We start from the raw sequence: 22,938 nt of genomic DNA, 5'->3' as shown, positions 1-22,938 counted from the left end.
TACGTTGCAAACGCCGGGGAAATATCAGCTCCGCCTGCCCGGGATCAGTTCCCGGGCAGATATTTTTCCCGCACTTTTTCCCCCTCCCTGCATAAGATCATCATGGAACCCGTTTGGGGTTGCAAGGCCGTGACCCCGGTGGGCAACGGCGTCCAGAGGAAGGGTTTCAATTTAAGGGCGTTTTTAACAGCCTGCTGGGGAGGGATTTATTTATGTGTGGAATCACCGGCTGGGTGGACTGGGAGGTGGATCTGACCCGGCAACAGTCTGTCCTGGAGGCCATGACGGCCACCCTGGCCTGCCGCGGGCCGGATGCCTCCGGGGTATGGCTTTCCTCCCGGGCGGCCCTGGGCCACCGCCGCCTGATTGTCGTTGATCCTGCCGGCGGCGGCCAGCCCATGGTACGCCGCCGCGGCAGCCAAACCTTTGTCATATCCTATAACGGTGAACTCTACAACACACCCGACCTGCACCGGGAGCTGGAAGCGCGGGGCTATACCTTCCAGGGGCACTCAGATACGGAAGCGCTGCTGACGGCCTATATGGAATGGGGGCCGGCCTGCGTCGAGCGTTTCAATGGCATCTTTGCCTTTGCCATCTGGGATGATTCCAGGCAATGCCTGTTCCTGGCCCGGGACCGCCTGGGCGTCAAACCCCTCTTTTATACGCAAAGGGGCAGTGCCTTCCTCTTCGGTTCGGAATTGAAAGCCCTGCTGGCGCACCCGGCGGTGGAAGCGGAGGTGGACGCCGAAGGGCTGGCCGAAGTCTTTGTCCTGGGGCCGGCCCGGACGCCGGGACACGGAGTATTTCGCAACATAGCTGAATTGAAACCCGGCTGCTACCTGATATATGACCGCCAGGGCATCCACCAGCACCAGTACTGGCGCCTGGTAAGCCGTCCCCACCCGGATGACCTGGAGACAACTACTGCTAAGGTCCGCGAGCTTTTACAGGATACGGTGGAGCGGCAGCTGGTAGCCGACGTGCCCGTCTGCACCCTGCTCTCCGGGGGGCTGGATTCCAGCGCTGTTACCGCCTTTGCCGCCCGGGCCTTTCAGGAGCGGGGGCTGGGGCCCATCCATACCTGGTCGGTAGACTACGTCGACAATGACCGTTATTTCCGGCCCAGCCATTTCCAGCCCCATAGCGACGCCCCTTGGGTGGATTTGGTTTCCCGCCACCTGGGTACCAGGCACCACTACGTCTTTATCGACACCCCCGAACTGGTAGCCTCCCTGACTGCGGCCATGCGCGCCCGGGACCTGCCGGGGATGGCTGATGTGGATTCTTCCCTGTATCTCTTCAGCCGGGAAATTAAAAAAGAAGCCACTGTCGCCCTGTCCGGCGAGGCTGCCGACGAGGTCTTCGGCGGTTACCCCTGGTTCAGGAGCGAAAAGGCCATGGCCATGGCTACTTTCCCCTGGACGCGGGCCGGCCAGGAGAGGATACGCCTCCTTTCCTCCGAACTTAAAGCAATGGTCCGGCCGGAGGAATACGTGGCCAGGCGCTACCATGAGGCCCTGAAGGAAGTACCCCGCCTGCTGGGAGAGGACCCCCGGAGCGCCCGGTTGCGGGAATTTTCTTACCTTACCCTGACCCGTTTTATGCCGGTACTCCTGGACCGCAAGGACCGCATGAGCATGGCCGCGGGCCTGGAAGTCCGGGTGCCCTACTGCGACCACCGCCTGGTAGAGTATGTCTGGAACATCCCCTGGGAGATGAAATTCCAGGGCCAGATGGAAAAGGGAATCTTACGCCGGGCTTTACGCGGGATACTGCCGGAGGAGGTCCTGCAGCGGCGCAAGAGCCCCTACCCCAAGACCTACAACCCGGCTTACCTGGAGGCCGTCCGCACCTGGATGCTAAAGATTTTGAACGACCCCGGTTCGCCCCTGCTGCCCTTTATCGACGTGCCGGCCGTCCGTGCCCTGGCGGAGAAGGAAGAGCCCTTCGACCTGCCCTGGTTCGGCCAGCTCATGAGCGCCCCCCAGCTTTTCGCTTATCTTGCCCAGGTCGACACCTGGCTGCGGGAATACCGGGTGGCGGTGCGTTAGCGGAAAAAATAAAGCCAGAGGCCCAGGAGCAATCTCCGGGGTCTCTGGCTGCTGTGGGATGATAAAATAGCTAGCTATTGCGCCGCCCGTCAAGCAAGTTTATCAGTCTTAGCCAATTGTATAGATACACCGGCAGGATAAAGCGCTGGCGCACGTGCTCCCGTCCGGCCGCGCCCAAACGCCTTCCAAGGGCGGGGTTGAGCAGCAGGCGTTCGACCTGTTTGGCCATTTCTTCCGCCGTCCGGGCAGTCAGTCCTGTTTCGCCGTCCAGTACTTGGTGGGCCAGGCCGCCGGTAGGGGTGGCTACCAGGGGTTTGCCTTTCCAGAGGGCCTCGGTGGCAGTTAAACCAAAACCCTCACGCAGCGACTTTTGCACTATCACATCGGCGCGCCGCTGTAAGACGTTTATTTCCAGGTTAGCGTCGGGGTCCAAGGAAAGTACGGTAATGTCCGGGTCGCCCTTAACCGATGCCCGCACCTCGTCCAGGACTGCAGCACCCTCCGGGTCGTCATCGGCGCTACCTCCGGCCAGGATCAGGCGGCAGGCCATATTTTCCCTTACCAGTTTAAAAGCCTCGATTACACCGGTAGGATCCTTGAGCCGGTCGAAACGGGATACCTGGAGGATTATTGGCGGGCCTGCCGGGTCTATGCCCAGCTTCTCGAGCACCGCCCCGTATTCAGCGGGAGATACATCCCTGTTTTTGTCAGATAGAGGGTCGATAGCCGGGGGCATGAAGTACTGGAGTACCGGCAGGTCGCGGGCGTATTCCGGCAGGTGAAATACGGCTGCATCGCAGGTGGCAATCATGGGCGCCAGAAAATACCAGACCGGTGGTACGGCATAACGCGGGTCAACGTGACAGTACCAGAGCCACCGGCCGCTGTTCTCAGCGCGGAAGGTAGTCAGTCCCAGGGGCTGCTGGTCATGGATTACCACCAGGTCGGCCTCTCCCGTCACAAGGTCTTTGTTTTTTTGTGCTGTGGCGAGATAACTCTCCAGCATCTCACCGGTGACATTCACCTGCTGGCCATGCATGCCATTATGAAATTGCTTGGTAGTATTGAAAAATTCCGGGCTACCGCTAAGCACCTTCCAACTGACGGTCAGCCCTGCCTCCTCCATCAGAGGCACCAGTGAGCTTAAAATTTCTGCCACCCCACCACCGATGGTGGTAGAGTTGATATGCCAGACACTGTAGCCCTGTAAATTTTCTCCCAGGGACCGGATTTCGTCAATAAGGGCGCTTCCGGTTACGCTTTCATAATCTTTAAGGCTCACACGGCGAAGCATTTGGGACTTCCTTCCTTTATCTGTATTAAAACGATAAAAAGAACGGTCTATTCGTCACCGGCTAGTAAAGCAACTGGAAAACTACGTAACGTGTCGGCAAGGGTAAGAACTCTTCCTTTAGTCGAAGAGGTGGCTAACATAACCTCTCCTGTCAAAATATTATGCCAGTTGCTTGGAGCTGGTTCAGGTAAAACAATGGCTGTTTCTTGCCATACGGTTTCCCCAGGGAGGAAGCCAACGGCTGGCGGCATACCATCTGTTGGTATTACCTGGCCCGCCAGCAGCCGCGCCAGCAGGCGAGGTACAATCACCAGAGCCCACTTCCCGCCGAAATGACGGGCGAAGGCGCAGACGTGTCTCGACCTGGACCCGGTGACTGCCACGGGGATATACTCACCGGTGACAAACATTTCCCGGTGATCGCGACGGAAGTGGAGGGATTTATAAGTCAGGTAGAGCTTTACCCGGCCATCCTGCCAGTGGGTAAGGAGGTTTGTTACTAAAGCCTGTTGACCTTTTGTCTCTTCTTCTTTGAGCCTTTTTAAAAGCCTGGCTTGGGTTTTAAAGTCAACCGGACGCCGGTTGTCGGGATCAACAAGGCTGAAATTCCATAGCTCTGTTCCCTGATAAAAATCAGGCACCCCCGGGCTGGTTATTTTGAGCAGTACCTGGGCTAACGAGTTCCAGGCACCATAAAAAGCAACGACTTTTTGGAAGCGAAGGAAGTCCGGCAGAAACCGGTTCTCTGGCTCCGGCGTTAAAATAGAGAGGGCAAACTCTACCAGGGCTTTCTCGTAAGCGTTATCAGGGTCAAGCCAGCTGGTCCGGGTTTTGGCCTCCCGGGCCGCTTTGACCAGATAAGCCCGGAGCCGTTCCTTAAAAGCGGGTATTTCTTCTTCTAGAAGCGGCCAGGCGCCGATTAGCGTCTGGTAGATAAATAGCTCCATATTGCCATCGGGTACAGGCTCACCTTTTATATTTAACTTTTTGGTCCCGTTCCAGCGATGCCAGCGCTCGACCCTCTCTCCCCAGGCGTCAGGGATTTCCGTTAGAACATTGATCCGCGCCCGGACATCCTCACTGCGCTTGGTATCATGGGTGGACGTGGCGTTAAGGGTATGGGGCCAGCGCTCCTGCCGGGTTTTATTGCGGCGGTGGAACTCAGCCACCGATATGCACCTGGTCCGGGGACTGCTACCTACCTCATTGAGGGAAACCAAAGGGTTGTAGATGTAGAGGGAGGTATCCTCGTAACCCTTGGCCATAACCGGTCCCGTAAACTGTTGCCAGCGCATTACGAAACGCAGCCAGGCCTGCCGTTGTTCGGGGGGCAGGGAGACGGGAAAATCCAGCAACAGCACCTGGCGCAGGAAACGGCAGGCCGGGCCGGCGGCCGGGCACCTCCGGACGGCCGCGGCTATGGCAGTTTCGATGTAATGCCGGTCCTGCGGCGCTACCGTGAAGTCGCGGATATAGGTCCGGTAGATACCCAGGCTGGCAGTGACTGCGACCAGGGCCTCTTCCAGTTCTGCCAGGGTGAGGTCGTGGCCCAGGCGATCCCCTTCAGCCAGGCGTCCCAGCTCCCCTACCAGGCTGCGCACCTCGCTGGCGAACAACCTGGTCATTACCAGCTTCTTCTGGTTATAGACCACCCTGGTAAAGTCGGTTTCGGCGCCGCTGTACCTGGCATATAACTCTTCCAGGACGGCGAGCCCTTCTTCGTCAACGAAGAGTCCGTTCAACGAATTTAAAAAGTCGTAGCCCGTTGTTCCATAAGTAGGCCAGGCCGCCGGCAGTTCCTCCCCGTTGCTTAGTATTTTCTCTACGACCACGTAAAAACCGGAGGAACTTCCTGCTGCAGAAAGGTGTTCCTGCAGCCGTTCGAGGTACTCCTGGGGGTCATACAGGCCATCAATATGGTCGATTCTGAGGCCGGTAACTTGCCCAGCCCCGACCAGTTGAAAAATCAGGGCGTGCACCGCCTCAAAAACTTTTTTTTCTTCCATGCGGATTGTTACCAGGTCGCTAACGTCAAAGAAGCGCCGGTAATTGATTTCCTCATTGGCCACCCGCCAGTAGGCGAGCCGGTAGGCCTGTTCCGCCAGGATATGCTCCAGTTGATTGAAACTTTGCGGCTCACCTTTATTACCATTTAATTTGCACAGGTTCCTGTCAATAAATGCTTTTACCGCGGGGTTAGTATTGTATAGATACCAGAGGCTTTTCCAAGCCTGTTGCCAGGCAGTCGACGGCTCGCCTGCCCCGGTAAGAGGGGATGCTGTGAGGGAGGCAAGCAGATCCAGCAATTGTGATAGCGCCTGTTCGGCAGCGCCACCATCCCCGGCCAGTATTTGCGCCCAGCCGTCGAGAATCCGGCGGGAGGAAGGGGGGCTAAGGGGGAATTGCTTTTCATAGTAGCAGACCCGGAAACCATCTTCCGCCAGCTGCAGGGCCAGTTGCTGGTTTTCCAGCACCTTACCAAAGGGTTCACCCAGGACTGGCAGCAGTACTTTGTTTGCCAGCCCCGGCCTGGCGGGTTGCCAGTCAATATCGAAGTAAGTTGCGTAAGTAGAAGCGCGCCCGTGGCTGAGGACGTCCTGCCACCACGGATTTTCAACGCTGGCTGCCATATGGTTGGGCACGACGTCCAGTAACAGCCCCATCCCCTGCTGCTTCAGGGTATCAGTCAGGGCGGTAAAATCCTCCCTGCTTCCCAGTTCCGGGTTTAACTGCCCCGGATCAGTCACGTCGTACCCGTGGGGGCTATCTTTCCTCGCTTTCAGCAGGGGGGAGGCATAAATATCGGTAACCCCCAGCGCCTGCAGGTACGGTACCACTTCGCGCGCTTCGATAAAGCTAAACTGCCGGTTAAACTGCAACCTGTAAGTAGCGGTGGGGATGCGCGACCTGACCATTTTTACCTCCGCACCTGTAGTTTGTCCCCCAGGGAGTTAAACAGGTCAAGCCACGCCTTGGCTTTCCCATCCCCCTGGCGGGCCTTCTCCCGGTATCCAGGGTAAACTGTCTGCAATAAGCGGTAATAAACGTTTTGTACTTTCCAGAGGTTTACTTCAAAGGGCAACGAGCGCACCAGGCTGATTACCGCGTCCAGATGCCCGATGAAGGCCTGGTCGTCAGGTTGGCCCAGTAGTTTCTCAGCCATTTGTTTCAGGGTCTGTTCCAGAACATACCCCAGAACTTCGCCGTCGAGGGGAACACCGGCCATCTCGGCTTCACTTAGGAGCGCTTTGATGCGTTCCAGGTCCAGATTGTCACCTGCGAAAGCCTGGCGGAGGCTGGTGTTCAAGACGAACTCGGCAGCGGCCTGCAGTGCCCGGGGCTGGGGGATATTTAAATCCTTTAAGAAACGCATTAAGGGGGCATGACGATCGTAAATGCGCCGGTAATCTTCCGCCGCTTCCGCCAGGGTGGACTCCAGGATGATATCCAGCACCATCCGCTGTTTGTCCCGGAAAAGCTGCCTTAAAGAATAGGTGGCCCCTTCAAAGTGCTGATCCAGGAGCCTGATGACCTCACTGAAATCGGCCCGGTCGAAGGCACCGGTTAATTCCTGTACCATTCGCTGGTAGGACTCGTCATTCTCGTAAACCCGGACACCGCCACTAACATTATGGTTACCTAAAGTAACGGCGCCATAACTAATCTTCATCGACTCCTGGGTAATCTGGGAGGTGACCTGCGCCCGGCCTACAGCTAACCTGGCTGTACCTGCTAAACGATTCTGACTGTCTTCCCGGTAGACATCGTAGCAAAAGATGCGGGAATGCTGGTCATAGGTTTCGTATAAAGAACACAGGGCATAATGGCCTCCAACCTTGAGCAAATCGACCGTTGCCGGCTTGACGAATTTTTCATAGATATGGGCTCCGTCACGGTGTTCAGGGATGTTGCTCTTGGCCTGGGCCAGCATCTCCATAAAACGGGGCTCTGGCGACTCGTTAAATAATTCCTGGGCTAATTGAATCACACGGCCGGCGTATTTAATAACCTGCACTGTCTCAATGCCTGAGATTTCGTCAAAGAACCAGCCGCAGCTGGTGAACATTAACATGGCGTGTCGCTGGAGCTCCAACAGCTTCAACACCGTGATTTTTTCTTCCTGGTTTAGTATACGGGTGGCATGTTGTCCGAGGAAGCGGTCGAAGTTTTCCGGTGAACGGTCGAGGATGACCGCGATGTAGTCATTACGCGCGGCCCAGGGATCTTTTAGAAACTGGCGCGCCCTTCCCTCAAACTTGGGTGCCAGGGTGTTCCGCAGCCAGTTGAGGCTATCGCGCAGGGGTGCCCGCCAGGCCTGGCTCCACCCTGGATGCATACCCGTGTTACAGCCACAATTAGTCCGCCACCTTTCCACTCCATGGGCACAGCTCCAGGAGCTATTATTATTTATCTCCACCTCATGGGTGGGTGGGTGTTTTTCCAGGTATTCGCCGTAGTTGGTTAGACGTGCCAGTTTATTGGCTTCAATATAATCCAGGGCGTAGGCCAGGGCCATATCCCCGTGGCGGTGGTGGTGGCCGTAGGTCTCGCCGTCGGTAGCAATATTGACAAGCTGGGGCGCGTTGCGTCCCTCGTTAAAGACACTCAGTAGACGTTTGGCAAAGCGTTCACCGTTATCGAGCAGTTTCTCGAAGGCTACGGCGCGGGCGACTTCGCCATTATAAAAGAAGACATTGATCGTCCGGTCCGTATTGGGCAGGCGAACCTGATAAGGCATGGTGGTATCGAGGCCACCGTGGACCTCCTGCCAGTTATCGCTACCCAGGGGTCGGATGCGACGCGCCTGCCAGTGGGCCAGGATGGTGAAACGGATGCCCTGTTGTGCCATCATGGCAAGAGTTTCCAGATCAACGGCGGTCTCCGGTAACCACATTCCTTCCGGCCGCCGGCCAAAGCGGTGCTCAAAATCTTTAATCCCCCAGATTATCTGGGTGTATTTATCACGCGTGTTGGCCAGGGGCATGATCATGTGGTTATAGGCCTGGGCCAGGGCTGAACCGTGCCCCGAAAAGCGCCGCTGGCTTTCCCGATCAGCTTCAATTATCGCCCGGTAAACCTCCGGGGCATTGGTTTCCATCCAGGAAAGGAGGGTGGGACCAAAGTTGAAACTGATTTTGCTATAGTTGTTGACGATTTTCCTGATCCACCCGTCACCATCAAGAATGCGCGAGGCGGTGTTAGGTTCGTAGCATTCAGCGGTAATCCGTTCATCCCAGTCGTGGTAGGGGTAAGCCGAGTCCTGGAGCTCGATGTCCTCCAGCCAGGGGTTTTCCCGTGGTGGCTGGTAAAAATGGCCGTGGATGCAAATGTACCGTTCCATTAGTCAGCCTGAGCCTCCTTTATTCTTTCAAACAACAGACATGCTCCCGGGGTTAAAGGCATCTGCATTTTTCCCTGAGATACAAGCAGGGCAGGTATGGTACTACCGTTGCCCAACCAGCGCTCTTCAGCGGCATCCAATCGTTTGCGCCAGCGCCCTGCCGGCAGGGGCAGGGTGGGGGTTGATTCGGCATCGCTAAAGGAAAAGATGATGCCCGCCTCACTATCATTGCTCCAGCGATGCACGAACAGGACCAGGTCCTCCTCGCAGGTGATAACCTCCATATTTTCCAGGTTTAGATCCGCCAGGGCGGGTAGTTCCCGGCGCAACTGGATTAGCTGCCGGTAGAAGTCCCGGAGTACCCGGTGCTCTCCCTGAAGGCTGAGGCCGTGGTTAAGACAGGAACGTCGGAAGGTAGCCTCATCCTGGGGATCAGGCACCTCGCCTGTCCAGTTGTGGCCGGCGAATTCTTCCCGCCGCCCCCGGCGTACCGCTGCGATGAGCCCGGGATCGGAATGGCTGGTAAAGTATTGAAAGGGTGCCGTTTCACCGTATTCCTCGCCCATGAAGAGCAGCGGTACGAAGGGGGAGAGGAGCACTACGGCGGCGGCCAGTTTGAGTTTGACGAAGGGAACCAGGGTGCTTAACCTTTCACCCCGGGCCCGGTTGCCTACTTGATCATGGTTCTGGGTAAAAACCACGAACTGGTTACCCTTGCACGGATGCGGCCGCCGGCCGTGCCGCCGCTGCCGGTAGGCAGAGTACTGACCGGTGTAAACATAACCTTCCCGGAAGGCCCGGGCCAGGTTGCCGAGGGTGCCGAAGTCACGGTAGTAGCCGTTTCTTTCCCCCGTCAGCAGCGCATGCAGGGCGTGGTGAAAGTCGTCGCACCACTGGGCATCAAGGCCATATCCCCCCAATTCTTGCGGCCGGATTACCCGGGGGTCGTTCAGGTCACTCTCGGCAACAATATAAACCCGGCGTCCCAGCCGTTCGGCCTGAAGCTTCACGGCAGCGGCCAGTTCCTCCAGGAAAGGTAAAGCAGACCTGTCCATAATGGCATGGATGGCGTCCAGCCGCAAGCCATCCAGGTGAAACTCGGTTAACCAGTAAAGGGCGTTTTCGATAAAGAAGCGCCGGACTTCGTCGCTACCGGGTCCATCAAAGTTGAGGGCCTGTCCCCAGGGGGTATGGTAACGGTCGGTAAAATAAGGCCCGAATTTGGCCAGGTAGTTTCCTTCCGGGCCCAGGTGGTTGTAGACCACATCGAGAAATACGGCGAGGCCGTACTTGTGGCAGGTATCCACCAGCCGCCTGAGCCCCTCCGGTCCACCGTAAGAGTTCTGGACGGCAAAGGGGAAAACGCCGTCGTACCCCCAATTGCGGCTTCCCGGGAACTGGGCCACGGGCATTAATTCAATGGCGGTAACCCCCAGGGTGCGCAAATCGTCCAGGTGGGCGATGATGGCGTCAAAAGTGCCCTCCGGGGTGAAAGTCCCTACATGCAGTTCATAGAAGATTAGCTCCTCTCGGGTGCAGCCCACCCAGGAGTCGTCCGACCAGACGAAAGCCTGGGGATCTACAACCTGGGAAGGGCCGTGGACACCGTGTGGCTGGTAGCGCGAAGCCGGGTCAGGGAACTGCCTTCCGTCCAGAAGGTAGTAATAGAGACTACCAGGTTCGACCCCCTCTACCTCGCCTTGAAAGTACCCACGTTCTTTCCGGGTTAAAGGTTCAAGTCTTTCTTCAGGTGCCACGATCTGTACCGCCACACTTTCGGCCAGGGGTGCCCAGAGGTGGAAGCGGCAGCGGCCATCCCCCAAGTAAGTGGCCCCCAGGCTAACATTATAGGTCATGGTTTGCCACCTCGCCTTTGCAGATAAGAGGGCCGCAGATGTTAGTATTCCTTAGATAACTGATCTCCTTTAGTACTTGCAGCACTTCCGGCTTCTGACTAAACTCTTCCACGGTGTAGCGCGCCTTGCGCCGCCAGTTGGGATAGGCATCGACTGTCCCGGGGATATTTTGCGGAGCAGTCTCTAACCACAAATCCTCCAGGTTAACCAGGAGAATCCGGGCCCGGCTGGCGGCCAGGTGAGCCAGGCAAGCGCGGGTGACGTCCCCGGTTTTATTGGTGGGTAGCGCCAGCCGACCCTGGTGGTAAAGAAAGACGGGCAAAGCCACCCGTTCACTGGCGTCTTTTCCTAACCAGAAGGCTGCGAAGGGTGGCATATCATGGGTATTTAAGCATACCAGGGCCCTGGCGGGGATAGGGCGCAGTACCCTCCGGGTATTACCGGTATATTCGAAGGGCAGCACATACATCCGGTTGATATTATGCCCCTTCATGGCGCTGCGAACGGAACCGGGTACGTTACCAAGGTCCTCGCCCACGAGTAGTGCCCGGTAGCGCTGGGATTCAAGGGCTAAAATGGCATAGAACTCCTCGGCGCGGTAGCGCACATAAACCCCCTCGCGCGCGGATAGACCCCGGGGAATCCAGTAGAGACGGTGCAGCCCCATTACGTGGTCGAGGCGTAAGATGCCGGCATGTTGGAGGTGGTGGCGCACGACGGCGATATAGTAGCGATAACCCTGTTCCCGGATTCCCTCTGGATGGAGGGGAGGAAACCCCCAGTCCTGTCCCCGGCTGTAAAACGCATCAGGCGGGGCGCCACTATTGGCTTCCAGGGCAAAGACGGAGCGCTCGCGCCAGACATCGTACCCATCGCGATGAACTCCCAGCGGCAGATCAAGATATAACCTTTGCCCGTTTTGCCGGGCCCGGGCGGCGAGGTCCTGGAACTGGCGATGGGCCAGCCACTGGACATAAAGGTGATAACCCTCGACCCTCGGATCATAGTCCCCTTCCCGAAGGATGCCGTCCCGCAGCCGGCCAGGCCATACCTGCCAGCTGGTGCGCCGTTTCTCGACGGTAGCCCGAAAACGGGCATAATCCTGCACCACCGGGTTCTTTTTCACCCAGTCCCGGAAGGCGGCCTGCCGCCCGGAATTTCCAGCAAAGAAGTGGCGGGCGCAGAGTTCGAGTATCCGGCGTTTCACTGCCATCCCGCGGCGGTAGTCCACCAGTGGTGCGGCCTGCAGGGCCGCTATCTCTTGCCGGAACGCCGGGGAATTTAGTAACTCCCTTGCCTCACGGCACCTTTTTAATTCCTCCACGCGGGTAACATCAAGGTAAAATTCATTCCAGAACAAGCGAGTGACTGGTTCGTAGGGGCTCGGGATAAAAGGTTCGTCTAAAAAGCTCGCCAGAAGCGGTAGCGTACCAACCAGATCGCCTCCCTGCTCGTGGACCCAACCTAATAGGGTCTCAAGGTCGGTAAGATCCCCCGCACCCCAGCTTCGCCCGGAATGAAGGGCGTAGAGGGGTACGAAGATCCCCCAGAGGCGTTTCGTACTGGTAACTGGGCCATAGGCCTGGCGCGGGGCAGAAATAAGCAAGATTTTATGGTGACGAGCCGGCAAGGTTATTGTCAACCAGTGGTATCCCAACGGTAACCCGGACGGCAGTTTAAGCTGCCTGACCTCATAGTTCATGCCTTCCACGACAACTGCCTGGAGTACGGGTAAACGGGCTAAATGGCAGCTCCAGCGCCATACTTTGCCGTTTTCTAGTTCCAACCGGCAATCAGCAATACCTCCCGTAAGTTCCGCAGGCAGGCGCAGTTGGAGACGAACAGGTTCCCTATTCCAAGCTACGGCCGCCGGTTCACAACAACGCCGCCATTGCTTCTGGATGCCTTCCCGCAGGGCACTGGAAACGTCGGCGAGACGCTCTACCGGTGCTCCCAGGACCTGCAGTACCGCCAGCAACGATTGCGGCGAAGCCAGACGCCGGCGACCAGCATTATCGTAAAAGGCAGTTTCCACGCCGTATAACCGGGCTAGCCGGTGCAGCAGGCGGATCTGTAATCCTGTCACGGCCAACAAATCTCCTATCATCGTGGCATCAGGAGCAGGAGTTTTTATTATCCACCACTTCCGGTAGCAAAAGTATTATTCCCAGCTGGTAGCCTGATATGACTCTTCTCGGGGCGGGGTTGCCATTTTATCATGAACCTCCATGAGGTGGTTCTCTTGCAAAAAAATTAAAGCCCCCTCATTCCCCGGTCGGGAAAAGAGGGGGCTTTTTGCCTGCGTCCTGACAGGCACCTGCAATAACAGATGTTCTCATGATCCCCGCAAAGCATAGAAAAAATATCTTCTTGCCTTGGTAATCTGCTTTTACCGGTAGGTGCCGTATTCCCTTGCGGATGCTATCAGGGCGTGCATGTTTTCAGGTCTTATGTCATCGATTACCGCCCCGGAGCTCAAAATAAACCCACCATTTTTACCGGCAATTTTGATAAGTTGTTTACAGTAATCCTTTATTTCTTCCGGTGTCCCAAAGGTCAACAGAGTAATGGGCACGTTGCCGGCAATGCAAGCTATATCCCCCAGTACCTCTTTAGCTTTAGCCATATCGGTCTGGTCAAAAAGCCATACCGTCGTGCCCTTGGGCAGGTCACGAATGACTTCTAACCGGGAATTATAGCCTCCTTCAGCAAATAAGAAAGGAACCAATCCTTCTTCAATTAAACCAGTAATAACTTTTCTTAGCGTCGGCCAATAGAAGGTCTTAAACTGTTTGCCTGACAGGAAACCGTCAGCTCCCTTATGCAGGGGCATAAATACTAGCGGGTGGCCGGCGGTCTTGGCGGAAGATACCCCCATCCTTATGGCCAGGGGGGCAACCGCCTCCAGGGCTTCCAGCAGTTTTTCTGGCTGTCTATACATATCAATAATGATTCCATGGGTACCCCTGAGAGTGTCGCCGATGATATCAAAAGGTGCTTTGCTTACTCCTCCAACGAAGGAGGGGTATCCATTCCCTTGAAGTGCCCGGTCCACTGCGCGAACCATACTGGCCCAACGGTGAACTTCATCTCCCGCTTCGAAAACGGCCTTGAAGGCGGCCTGTACTTCGGGAAAACCGAAGGGAATAAAACTACCACAAGTCATTACAATTTCCAGAACGTCGGTAAGAGGAGCCAGTTTTGCGAAGGGTTTAAGTGCACCGAAAATGCGGGGGAAATATAATCTTATCCAGAAGTCAGAAGGATCGTGGATCAAAGCGTCGTACTCATCGGCCTTCATATACTCCGCCTCAAGGCATTGGTATGAGGTATCCGGCGGGACACCATGACCTGGCCACCTATACAGTTTGTAGTCAAGAATTTCAAAAAATCTACCTGGCGGAACAAAAGTTGTTCCTAGATATGCATCGGGCTCAAAATCTAAAACGTATTTCTTCCAAGCAACCGCAGTTTTGTCATAATCATACATCGCATCTTGAACGGTTATACCTGAGTAATAAACCGGAAAAAGTCCCGTTATAGGACAAACCGGTACCCGGTCAGGTACCTTTCTTAATTGAATAGCGTCTTTTAGACGCATTACTCGCTCTTTATACGACTTTTCTGCTTCCGGACTCGCAAATTCGATGCCTTGACCAGAAAGCCACGAAAAGAACATTTGCTCTTGCCTTTCTTCCGGTTTCATTGACTTCTCCTCTTTATCATTCCTTCGAAATTAAAACCCTCATCCCCAGCCAGCGCCGGCAGATGGCCACTCCTTCCCCCGCCTCCCGCACCCAGGCGTCGGCACCTACATACTGGCAGACACGCTCATTGACCAGACCTCCTATAAGAACTTTAACCGCAGGCTTAGGAGCCAGCATGCGGACCAATTGGACGGTGCGGCGCATGGATTCAAAAGAAGAAGTCAGCAAAGCAGATAACCCCAAAACCCGGGCGCCTGTTTCCCGGATAATATTCAAAAAAATGTCCGGTGGAATGTCCACCCCCGCATCGTAGACGCGAAATCCTTCACATCGAAGCAGGGAGATAGTTATGTTCTTGCCGATGTCATGGATGTCACCCTCTACCGTACCAAAAACGATATCGGCTTTGCCCGGCTGCTCCTGAGAGATTGCTGAAATAGACAGAAAGGGTTCTAGAACCCGGAGAGCCTCCTGAAATATTTCTGCCGACATTACCAGGTCACTTAAGAAATATTCTCCACTCGCATAACGTTCCCCTACGATTTTAAGTCCCTGCCGGCATTCTTCTACAATTTCCAGGGGTGGTTTCTGCTCGCGGAGGGCTTGTCCGACCAGTTCAAGGACCTTCTTTTCTTCTAATTCTGCCATAGCCATCGTTAAGGGCCCCAACACAAACCACCTCTTTTTTTTGTTAGACTGGTAGCAGGATTGTTAATCAGATCTAAATTGTCGCGGAGACGGAGGTTAATTGATACCTGTCGCCACGGTATAAACACCATCCCCACCCCACCGGCCGGCCATCCCCGGCCAGAAGTACCTGCTCCAGCAAGAAGGCCGGCGAACCCGGTGCCACACGTAAAGCGCGGGCCTCTTCATCATTCAGGGATGTAACCTGCAAGATCATCTTGCTGCTTACGGGCAGGGCTTCAGCATGTTTCTCCACCATGTCCGGAAGCGCCTGGTACTGGAGCTCGTTCTCTAGGATGGGTCGCCCCCGGTCGTAGCGAAGGTATTTCCGGTCATAGGCGAGGGGCTCCCCGCCAGCCAAAAGGGAGCGGCGGATATAGAGCACCTTCGTCCCTGCCGGAACTTGTAATTTCCCGGCCGCTTTTTCCGGTGCGGGAACCAGCCGGGCTTCCAGCAGCCGGACACTGGAGGTCAAACCCCGTGCAGCCACCTCCTTGTGAAATTCTTCCATGACAAAAACAGCGCGATCCAGCTCGGGGCGGGAGACAAAAGTACCTTTCCCTCGTTCAGTGCGAATGAGACCGGCCCTGGCCAGCTGGCTCAGGCTGCGGCGGACGGTCATGCGGCTTAACCCGTATTTTTCACTCAGCTCCGCTTCGGAGGGTAAAGCCTCGCCCGGACGGTATTCTCCTAATCTGATCTGGCGTTCCAGGATCTGTGCCAGCTGGTAGTAAGGAGGTACAAAAGAGCTTTTGTCTATAGCCATATTTTAATCACCTCGATCAGTTATAGCTAAGAGTAGCTGGTATATCTTAAGCCCGGGCCCGTTTTTCCAATGTCAGGACGCCGGGAAGCAATACCGTATTCCAGCGAACATTTGTCGTTTATACAACTATTCTCTATTTATTTGATAATTCCTGCTTCAACCAAACTGTCTCCTAAATTAAAAGGCCCCGGTTAAGTCCAGGGGCCGCTAGATTATACTCTTTTACCTGCGTCCCGGCAGATTGCCCTTGTGGATTTCAAAGCTCCAGTTGAGACCGTTGTTGTTGTCCCAGTTGTTGGCGCTGTCCTTGAAGCAGATGTTCAGGCGGCTGCCGTCTTCCACCCGGATGTTTTTGACCCAGCCGTAGCCGGTACGCTCCATGCGGTAATCATAGATATTTTGCCAGTTATTGGCGTCACCGTAACCGGTATGCAGCCATACCTGGTCGGCGCCGCAGGCATCCAGGAGGCCGTGGTAAAGGATGGTTACTTCGTCGCCGGCGGTAATGGGTACCGGGTCTACCACCACCCCGCCGGGATATTCAGCCGCCCGCATCTGTTGCAGGCGCGTCCGCTCATCACTCACAAAACGGCTGCGGTTTTTATCACCCAACATTTATTACCTCCCCAGGAGAAGTTGCTAAAATTAGTTTCTCTGGGAAAAGGCCGGGCTATACCTTACTGCCGCCCTGATGACTGCACCAGCCGTATCTCTACCACCCCACAAACATAATCCCTTCTTAAGGCCTCTATAAACCCGCCAGGATTTCTCCTAACGCCGTTCCAACCATTCCCTACTGGCATATTTCGCCCTTAACTCCTCCAGGCGCCCTTTTTCGCCATCTGTAAGCTCTCCCCGTATAAACTCTAAGCCGTAGAGCCGGGTAAAGGCCCGGACAATGCCGGCCTTTATTTCCCCTGCTTCAACCCTGCGGCCTAAAATTTCCTCCAGGCCGCAGGCCTGGTGGTAAAATTTATCCTTGAGGCGCTGGCGTACGGCTTCCGAAGGCATCTTCAGGACGGCAAAAAGGTCGTCAACATTTAAGGCGATGACTATAGATCCGTGCTGGAGGACGACGCCCCCTTTGCGGGTCTGGGCACTGCCTACGACTTTGCGCCCGCCGCTGGTTATCTCATACCAGGAGGGGGCATCAAAGCAGGCGGCCGAAGTATGCTCATCCTGGGCTCCTTTGCGGCCGGAAGCAATCTCCACCGGCGCTCCCAGTTCCTTTAACCCCAGGGCCAGGGCCTCTGCCAGGCGTAAGTAAGAAGGGCGAATCCCGCCGGTCATGAGGGGGTGGTCCTCCCGGGCAACCACGCTGTAAGTGACTTCATTATCATGAAGTACGGCCCGGCCGCCGGTTAAGCGGCGCACCAACCCCAGGCGCCGTTCTTTCACGGCCTCCAGGTCAATTTCTTTTTCTAACTGCTGGAAATACCCCAGGGAAATGGTTGGCGGCGACCAGGCGTAAAAACGTAAGGTCGGCGGTGTTTTGCCTTCCCGGTGCTCCAGCAGGATGGCCTCGTCCACGGCCATGTTGGTGTAAGGGTCAGCCACGCCGGTATCTAACAGCCGCCAGGTTTCAACTGGCATATATATCCCCCCTACAATTACCCCGATATTGACATACCACTCATGTAATGCTATCCTGTAAACAGATGGGAAAATATGTAATAATATTGCAGGTGTTGAAAATGCCTGAAAGAAGCAGCGACTGGCTGCGGCAAGCAGAAGCAGACTTAAGGCATGCCATTAATTCGTTTAACGCCGGGGATTTTGAATGGACCTGTTTTGCCGCCCAGCAGGCGGCGGAAAAAGCAGTAAAAGCATTATTTCAAAAGTTGCACCTCGACGCCTGGGGGCATACCGTATCCATTTTACTGGCAAATCTACCGGCAGAAATTGCCGTTCCTGAAGATTTGATTGATAAAGCTAAGGTTATCGACAAGCATTATATCCCGGCCCGCTATCCGAACGGTTTCGAAATCGGAGCGCCCACCGACTTTTACACTGCCGGGGAGGCCGACACCGCCATCAAGATTGCAGGTGAAATCATTGAATTCTGTAAGAATCATCTCCGTTGAGGAGAAAGTTGTCAGAAATGCCCTGGAAGACCTGGCGGCAAGGTTGAAGTCAAGGCCGGAGGTGTTGGCCGTTTACCTTTGCGGCTCCTGGGCCAGGGGGAACTACACCCCTTACAGCGACATCGACCTTTTGATCCTGATTACAAATGACGATAGAAAACCCTGGGAGAGAGTGCCGGATTATTTGCCCGGCAAATTTCCCGTGGGGCTGGACCTTTTTGTATATACTCCCGAAGAGCTTAAAAACAGCCGGTTTGCCAGGGAACTTTTAAAAAACGCCATCCCACTCTAGCCTTGCTATGTACTTCCCGCGCGAACAGCAATTAGTGAACGTCCCGGTATCCGATGGTTTAATAAGGTATAGGGAAGCAAAGCCGGCAAGTCTTGAGCTGCCGGCTTTGTTTATCTTTCGCCAGGGACAACTATTTTCCCTGCCAGCGTAAAACCGGGTTCCTGGCCGCGCCCACCTCGTCCAGGCGCCGCACCGGGGTGTTATGGGGCGCGCTGTGGAGGAGGTCCGGATTGGCGACTGCCTCTTTGCTGATAGCTATCAAAGCATCACAGAAGGCATCCAGGGTTTCCTTGGGCTCTGTTTCCGTCGGCTCAATCATCATGGCCTCATGGACAATCAGGGGAAAATAGATGGTCGGCGCGTGGAAGCCGTAGTCCAGGAGGCGTTTGGCGATATCCAGGGTATGAACGCCGGCGTCATTTACCTCTTTGAGCGGGGCGATGACAAACTCATGCTTGCACACCCGGTCGAAGGGCACCTTGAAGTAGGGCCTGAGCCGCGCCAGCATGTAGTTGGCGTTTAAAACGGCTTGCTCGCTGGCTTCTTTCAGGCCGGAAGCTCCCAGGGTACGGATATAGGCATAGGCCCTGACCATGACGCCGAAATTGCCATAGAAAGAACGTACCCGGCCGATGGTCTGCGGCCGGTCGTAATCCAGGTAATACCGACCGGCATCATCCCGGGCCACCACCGGTACCGGCAGGAAGGGCGCCAGGTGCTTTTTCACCCCCACCGGGCCGCTGCCGGGTCCGCCGCCGCCGTGGGGGGCGGAGAAGGTCTTATGGAGATTCAAATGCACCACATCAAAGCCCATATCCCCCGGCCGGGTAATACCCATAATGGCGTTCAGATTGGCGCCGTCGTAATAGAGGAGCCCGCCGGCCGCGTGGATAAGGGCGGCCATAGCTTCAATATCGCTTTCAAAAAGGCCCAAAGTGTTGGGATTGGTCAGCATAAGGGCCGCCGTCCGGGGGCCGACGGCTGCCTGCAATGCTTCCAGGTCTACCAGGCCCCGCTCGTCCGAGGGTATCTGGACTACCTCCAGGCCGGCCATGGCGGCGCTGGCCGGATTGGTCCCATGGGCGGAATCCGGCACCAGCACCTGGCGGCGTTCCAGGTCGCCGCGGCTCTGATGATAGGCGGCAATAATGGCCAGACCGGTATACTCGCCGTGGGCCCCGGCGGCCGGCTGCAGGGTAACGGCGTCCATACCGGTGATTTCCGCGAGATACTCCTGCAGGTTGTACATGAGTTCCAGGGCGCCCTGGGCCGCCTCAACCGACACCAGGGGGTGCAGGCTGGTGAACCCGGGTAAACTGGCGGCCGCTTCATTGACCTTAGGGTTGTACTTCATAGTGCAGGAGCCCAGGGGGTAAAAGCCGGTATCCACCCCATAGTTCATGCTCGACAGGTGGGTAAAATGGCGGACGACTTCCACTTCGCTCAGCTCCGGCAAGGCGGCATCAGCCCGGCGGCGGGCCGCTTCCGGGAGGTAGTCTTCTACCTTCCCCGGCACGTCGCACTCCGGCAGGGTATAACCCCGCCGGCCGGGACCCCCCAGTTCAAAAAGCAACGGTTCCGTCCTCATGCCAGTATCCCTCCCATGGCCGTCACAAAAGCGTCAATTTCGGCCCTGGTCCGCACTTCCGTGACAGTAAAGAGCATGGCGCCTTCGAGTTCCGGGTAGAAAGGATTTAAGTCAAAACCGGCGGCAAAACCTTTAGCTGCCAGGCTCTGCGCCACTTGGCCGGGCGTGAGTTTCGTCCTCAGGACAAACTCGCAGAAGAAGGGGCCATTAAAGACCGGCGTCACCCCCGGCAGGGCGGCCAGCCTGTTGAAAGCGTAATGGGCCTTAAGCAGGCACTGGCGGGCCACTTCTTTCAGGCCCTCCTTACCCAGGGCCGCGAGATATATGGTGGCTGCCAGGGCGCAGAGGGCTTCATTGGAGCAAATATTGGAAGTAGCTTTCTCGCGGCGGATATGCTGCTCCCGCGCCTGGAGGGTCAGGACAAAGGCCCGTTTACCTTCAACATCCGTGGTCTGGCCGACGATGCGCCCCGGCAACCGCCGTACCAGTTTCTCCCTGGCGACGATAAAGCCCAGATAAGGGCCGCCGAAGTTCAGGGGATTACCCAGGCCCTGGCCCTCGCCTACGGCCAGGTCGGCCCCATATTCCCCCGGTGCCGCCAGGAGCCCCAGGGAAATGGGATCCACGACGGCAATGCTTAAAGCCCCGGCCTTATGGGCCAGTTGCGTCGCGGCAGCCATTGGTTCAATTTGACCAAAGAAATTGGGATTCTGCAGAATAACCCCGGCAACGTCCTTCCCGGCCATTTTTTCCAGGGCAGCCAGGTCCGTCTGGCCATTAGCCATGGGTATCTCCACCAGCTCTACTCCCTGGCCTTTTGTATAGGTAGCCAGGACAGCCCGGTACTGGGGATTGACGGCCCGGGAAACTAAAATCTTCTGGCGCCGGGTGGCGTTGCAGGTCACCAGGGCTGCCTCGGCCGTGGCCGTAGCCCCGTCGTAATGGGACGCCGTGGCTACATCCAGGCCTGTCAGCTCGCACATTAATGATTGAAATTCAAAAATGGCCTGTAAAGTCCCCTGGCTAATCTCCGGCTGGTAGGGCGTGTAGGCGGTATAAAACTCCGATCTCGCCAGGAGGTTACCAACAACGCTGGGAATGTAGTGCTCATAGGCACCGGCGCCCAGGAAGGAGATCAGTCTTTTATTCTTCCCGGCCAGTTCCTCCAGGTGGCGCCACAACTCGGCTTCCGCCATGGGCCGGGGAAGATCAAGTTCCCGGCCCAGGCGGACAGTCGCCGGTATGTCGTTAAAAAGCTCTTCCATCCGGTTGGCACCGCAGGTCGCCAGCATCTGCTGCCGTTCCGCTGCCGTGGTGGGAATGTACGTCATCCCCTTACTCCCCCTTCTCCTCCTTCACCAGTTGCCGGTAAGCGCCGGCATCCATCAAGTCTTCTATTTCATCCGGGTCACTCATTTCCAGTTCAATCATCCAGCCCTTGCCGTAAGGGTCGGCGTTGATGTCCTGGGGTGAATCCAGGAGGGCTTCATTGACGGCGACGACTTTGCCGCCTACCGGTGCGTAGACGTCGGAGGCCGACTTGACGGACTCGACGACGCCAAAGCTGTCACCGGCAGCCAGCTCGTCGCCTACCTGGGGTAACTCGACAAAGACGATATCCCCCAAAGATTCCTGGGCGTAGTCGGTAATGCCGATGCGGGCGCGGTTGCCCTCTACTTCCACCCATTCATGATCCTTGCTGTAATACAGGTTTGCAGGGAATTCCATTTTCCCATTCCTCCTTCTTACTTTCTAGGCCGGCGGTAGAAGGGGAGATCCACCACCACGGCGCGGTGCAAACGGCTGCGGATGCTCACCTCTACTTCGGCGCCGGCGCTAACAGTTCCTGCTGCCACCAGGGCCAGGGCAATATTTTTCCCTAAAGTGGGGGCAAAGGAACCGGAAGTAACATAACCTATTTCCCGGCCACCCGCCAGGACGGGGTACTCCGGCCGCGGGATGCCCCGGTCAACCATGGCCAAGCCCACCAGCCGGCGTTTTATACCGGCTTCTTTTTGCGCCGCCAGGGCTGCCCGGCCGTTGAATTCGCCCTTCTCCAGGCAGACAAAGCGGCCCAGGCCCGCCTCCAGGGGGCTAATGGTCGGACCCAGCTCATGGCCGTACAGGGGCAGGGCTGCTTCGAGGCGCAGGGTATCCCGCGCCCCCAGCCCGGCGGGAACCAGGTCCGCCTCTTGGCCTGCAACCAGGAGCTGGCGCCACATGGCGGGGGCGTCAGCCGCCGCAAAATAGATCTCAAAACCGTCTTCCCCCGTATAACCGGTGCGCGAAATCAGGCAATCCACCCCCAGGACCCGGCCCTTCGTCCAGCGGTAGTAGCCCAGGGGAGCAAGCTCCACATCCGTAAGGGGCTGGAGGATCCCTAAGGCCCGGGGACCCTGCAGGGCCAGCTGGGCCGTAGCCGCTGAGATATCGCTTACCTCCACTGCCAGGCCGGCAGCGTTCTCCCGGATCCAGGCAAAGTCTTTATCGATATTCCCGGCATTGACCACCAGCAGGTACTCGCCTTCTCCCTGGGGATAGACCAGGAGATCATCGACAATACCGCCGTCCGGGTAACACATGGGACTGTAAACCACCCTGTTGCCGGTAGCCCGGGCGGCATCGTTGGTGATTAATTTTTGCACCAGGTTAAAGGCATCCGGTCCTTTAATGACAATCTCCCCCATGTGGGATACATCGAAGAGACCGGCACAGTTACGCACCTGCTGGTGTTCTTCGATAATGCCGGTGTACTGGACGGGCATCAACCAACCGCCGAATTCCACTATCCTGGCTCCGGCAGCTATATGTTCTGCATACAAAGGTGTCTTTTTTAACTCCGCCACCTAATCCACCTCGCTTTGTTAGTATGTCCATAAAAAAAGCCATCGCCGCATTATGCGGTGATGGCCTCTGTCCTGATACCTGAGAGATTAGGCAGCTACCTGCCTTCCCCTTTGGTGTCCCTTAAAGCTGGCTGCTGTTTCCAGACCCGGCTGCCAGGTGCTTGCCTGAAGACCCCAGCAGTTTCAATACCGGCTTTAAAGGAACTCTCCAGAGTTGGGTCCGGGAGTAGTACTTTTGCCTGAGAGTTTCCTTCCCCCGTCACCCAACCGGGGGAAATTGCTCCTTCGGCGCCCTGGAAAAGGGTCTCTTCCACTCCCTTCATCCACCCGTTATGCAATTTTCTTTTAAGAAATATATTCGCTTTGCCGGTATAAAATCCTGCTGCCTAGCAACATTTTTCAGGTAATTTTACCCTGACACCG

The 22,938-nt window shown here is 56.4% G+C and carries 17 protein-coding genes and 1 riboswitch; of the genes, 3 read left to right on the top strand and 14 right to left on the bottom strand.

The window, feature by feature from the left end:
- Positions 1-212 precede the first annotated feature (212 nt).
- Positions 213-2,054 carry an asparagine synthase (glutamine-hydrolyzing) gene (gene asnB, locus FLZ89_RS09510; RefSeq protein ID WP_141262756.1) on the top strand — a complete coding sequence of 614 codons (1,842 nt, stop codon included), beginning with the start codon at positions 213-215 and terminating at the stop codon, positions 2,052-2,054.
- Between the two features lie 70 nt (positions 2,055-2,124).
- On the opposite strand, the gene FLZ89_RS09505 is transcribed toward asnB, so the two are convergent.
- From FLZ89_RS09505 to FLZ89_RS09460, 10 genes are all read right to left on the bottom strand, one after another.
- Entirely contained in the window at positions 2,125-3,348 is a 1,224-nt protein-coding gene (locus FLZ89_RS09505) for a glycosyltransferase (RefSeq protein ID WP_141262757.1), read from the bottom strand.
- Positions 3,349-3,395: 47 nt separating this feature from the next.
- A complete protein-coding gene (gene treY / locus FLZ89_RS09500) occupies positions 3,396-6,263 on the bottom strand; it encodes a malto-oligosyltrehalose synthase (RefSeq protein ID WP_141304867.1) in 2,868 nt (955 codons plus the stop codon).
- Positions 6,264-6,265: 2 nt separating this feature from the next.
- Entirely contained in the window at positions 6,266-8,689 is a 2,424-nt protein-coding gene (locus FLZ89_RS09495; protein WP_141262759.1) for a DUF3536 domain-containing protein, read from the bottom strand.
- A complete protein-coding gene (gene treZ / locus FLZ89_RS09490; protein WP_141262760.1) occupies positions 8,689-10,545 on the bottom strand; it encodes a malto-oligosyltrehalose trehalohydrolase in 1,857 nt (618 codons plus the stop codon). Before treZ ends, FLZ89_RS09495 begins: the two co-directional genes overlap by 1 nt.
- Positions 10,535-12,631 (bottom strand): 4-alpha-glucanotransferase, encoded by a 2,097-nt coding sequence (malQ, locus tag FLZ89_RS09485; protein ID WP_253256449.1) that lies wholly within the window; start codon positions 12,629-12,631, stop codon positions 10,535-10,537. Before malQ ends, treZ begins: the two co-directional genes overlap by 11 nt.
- A gap of 303 nt (positions 12,632-12,934) precedes the next feature.
- Positions 12,935-14,251, bottom strand: a complete 1,317-nt coding sequence (locus FLZ89_RS09480; RefSeq protein WP_141262762.1) for a uroporphyrinogen decarboxylase family protein — start codon at positions 14,249-14,251, stop codon at positions 12,935-12,937.
- A 16-nt stretch (positions 14,252-14,267) separates the two neighbouring features.
- The gene (locus FLZ89_RS09475; protein WP_141262763.1) at positions 14,268-14,906 is read right to left on the bottom strand and encodes a cobalamin B12-binding domain-containing protein; all 639 of its coding nucleotides are present in this window, start codon (positions 14,904-14,906) and stop codon (positions 14,268-14,270) included.
- A gap of 67 nt (positions 14,907-14,973) precedes the next feature.
- On the bottom strand, positions 14,974-15,705 hold the full coding sequence (locus tag FLZ89_RS09470; protein WP_141262764.1) for a GntR family transcriptional regulator: 732 nt from the start codon (positions 15,703-15,705) through the stop codon (positions 14,974-14,976).
- 222 nt (positions 15,706-15,927) lie between these two features.
- Entirely contained in the window at positions 15,928-16,320 is a 393-nt protein-coding gene (locus FLZ89_RS09465; protein WP_172613538.1) for a carbohydrate-binding protein, read from the bottom strand.
- A gap of 156 nt (positions 16,321-16,476) precedes the next feature.
- Positions 16,477-17,298: a lipoate--protein ligase family protein gene (locus tag FLZ89_RS09460; RefSeq protein ID WP_141262765.1), complete on the bottom strand. Its 822-nt coding sequence runs from the start codon at positions 17,296-17,298 to the stop codon at positions 16,477-16,479.
- A gap of 101 nt (positions 17,299-17,399) precedes the next feature.
- Between FLZ89_RS09460 and FLZ89_RS09455 the strand changes: the two genes are divergently transcribed.
- The gene (locus tag FLZ89_RS09455) at positions 17,400-17,789 is read left to right on the top strand and encodes a HEPN domain-containing protein (protein WP_172613789.1); all 390 of its coding nucleotides are present in this window, start codon (positions 17,400-17,402) and stop codon (positions 17,787-17,789) included.
- Positions 17,761-18,081: a nucleotidyltransferase domain-containing protein gene (locus tag FLZ89_RS09450; RefSeq protein ID WP_172613536.1), complete on the top strand. Its 321-nt coding sequence runs from the start codon at positions 17,761-17,763 to the stop codon at positions 18,079-18,081. Before FLZ89_RS09455 ends, FLZ89_RS09450 begins: the two co-directional genes overlap by 29 nt.
- Before the next feature lie 130 nt (positions 18,082-18,211).
- Here the strand turns inward: FLZ89_RS09450 and gcvPB are convergent, their stop codons facing one another.
- The 4 genes from gcvPB to gcvT are packed head-to-tail and all read right to left on the bottom strand — an operon-like array spanning position 18,212 to position 22,515.
- Positions 18,212-19,669, bottom strand: coding sequence for an aminomethyl-transferring glycine dehydrogenase subunit GcvPB (gcvPB, locus tag FLZ89_RS09445; RefSeq protein WP_141304866.1), 1,458 nt, complete (start codon positions 19,667-19,669; stop codon positions 18,212-18,214).
- Complete coding sequence (gene gcvPA / locus FLZ89_RS09440; RefSeq protein WP_141304865.1) at positions 19,666-21,000, bottom strand: aminomethyl-transferring glycine dehydrogenase subunit GcvPA; 1,335 nt, start codon at positions 20,998-21,000, stop codon at positions 19,666-19,668. Before gcvPA ends, gcvPB begins: the two co-directional genes overlap by 4 nt.
- 4 nt (positions 21,001-21,004) lie before the next feature.
- Positions 21,005-21,397: a glycine cleavage system protein GcvH gene (gene gcvH / locus FLZ89_RS09435; protein ID WP_141262770.1), complete on the bottom strand. Its 393-nt coding sequence runs from the start codon at positions 21,395-21,397 to the stop codon at positions 21,005-21,007.
- Positions 21,398-21,414: 17 nt separating this feature from the next.
- A complete protein-coding gene (gene gcvT / locus FLZ89_RS09430) occupies positions 21,415-22,515 on the bottom strand; it encodes a glycine cleavage system aminomethyltransferase GcvT (RefSeq protein ID WP_141304864.1) in 1,101 nt (366 codons plus the stop codon).
- Positions 22,516-22,732: 217 nt separating this feature from the next.
- Positions 22,733-22,838: riboswitch (glycine riboswitch) on the bottom strand.
- Positions 22,839-22,938: the final 100 nt, after the last annotated feature.

The sequence above is a fragment of the Moorella sp. E306M genome (genome assembly GCF_006538385.1).
In the GTDB taxonomy this organism is placed as follows: domain Bacteria; phylum Bacillota; class DSM-521; order Neomoorellales; family Neomoorellaceae; genus Neomoorella.
This window is presented reverse-complemented; position numbering and strand designations above follow the sequence as displayed.

Coding starts and splice junctions, on each gene's coding strand:
- asnB (WP_141262756.1), top strand. CDS start 213: ATGTGTGGAATCACCGGCTGGGTGGACTGGGAGGTGGATCTGACCCGG.
- FLZ89_RS09505 (WP_141262757.1), bottom strand. CDS start 3,348: ATGCTTCGCCGTGTGAGCCTTAAAGATTATGAAAGCGTAACCGGAAGC.
- treY (WP_141304867.1), bottom strand. CDS start 6,263: ATGGTCAGGTCGCGCATCCCCACCGCTACTTACAGGTTGCAGTTTAAC.
- FLZ89_RS09495 (WP_141262759.1), bottom strand. CDS start 8,689: ATGGAACGGTACATTTGCATCCACGGCCATTTTTACCAGCCACCACGG.
- treZ (WP_141262760.1), bottom strand. CDS start 10,545: ATGACCTATAATGTTAGCCTGGGGGCCACTTACTTGGGGGATGGCCGC.
- FLZ89_RS09480 (WP_141262762.1), bottom strand. CDS start 14,251: ATGAAACCGGAAGAAAGGCAAGAGCAAATGTTCTTTTCGTGGCTTTCT.
- FLZ89_RS09475 (WP_141262763.1), bottom strand. CDS start 14,906: ATGGCTATGGCAGAATTAGAAGAAAAGAAGGTCCTTGAACTGGTCGGA.
- FLZ89_RS09470 (WP_141262764.1), bottom strand. CDS start 15,705: ATGGCTATAGACAAAAGCTCTTTTGTACCTCCTTACTACCAGCTGGCA.
- FLZ89_RS09465 (WP_172613538.1), bottom strand. CDS start 16,320: ATGTTGGGTGATAAAAACCGCAGCCGTTTTGTGAGTGATGAGCGGACG.
- FLZ89_RS09460 (WP_141262765.1), bottom strand. CDS start 17,298: ATGCCAGTTGAAACCTGGCGGCTGTTAGATACCGGCGTGGCTGACCCT.
- FLZ89_RS09455 (WP_172613789.1), top strand. CDS start 17,400: ATGCCTGAAAGAAGCAGCGACTGGCTGCGGCAAGCAGAAGCAGACTTA.
- gcvPB (WP_141304866.1), bottom strand. CDS start 19,669: ATGAGGACGGAACCGTTGCTTTTTGAACTGGGGGGTCCCGGCCGGCGG.
- gcvPA (WP_141304865.1), bottom strand. CDS start 21,000: ATGACGTACATTCCCACCACGGCAGCGGAACGGCAGCAGATGCTGGCG.
- gcvH (WP_141262770.1), bottom strand. CDS start 21,397: ATGGAATTCCCTGCAAACCTGTATTACAGCAAGGATCATGAATGGGTG.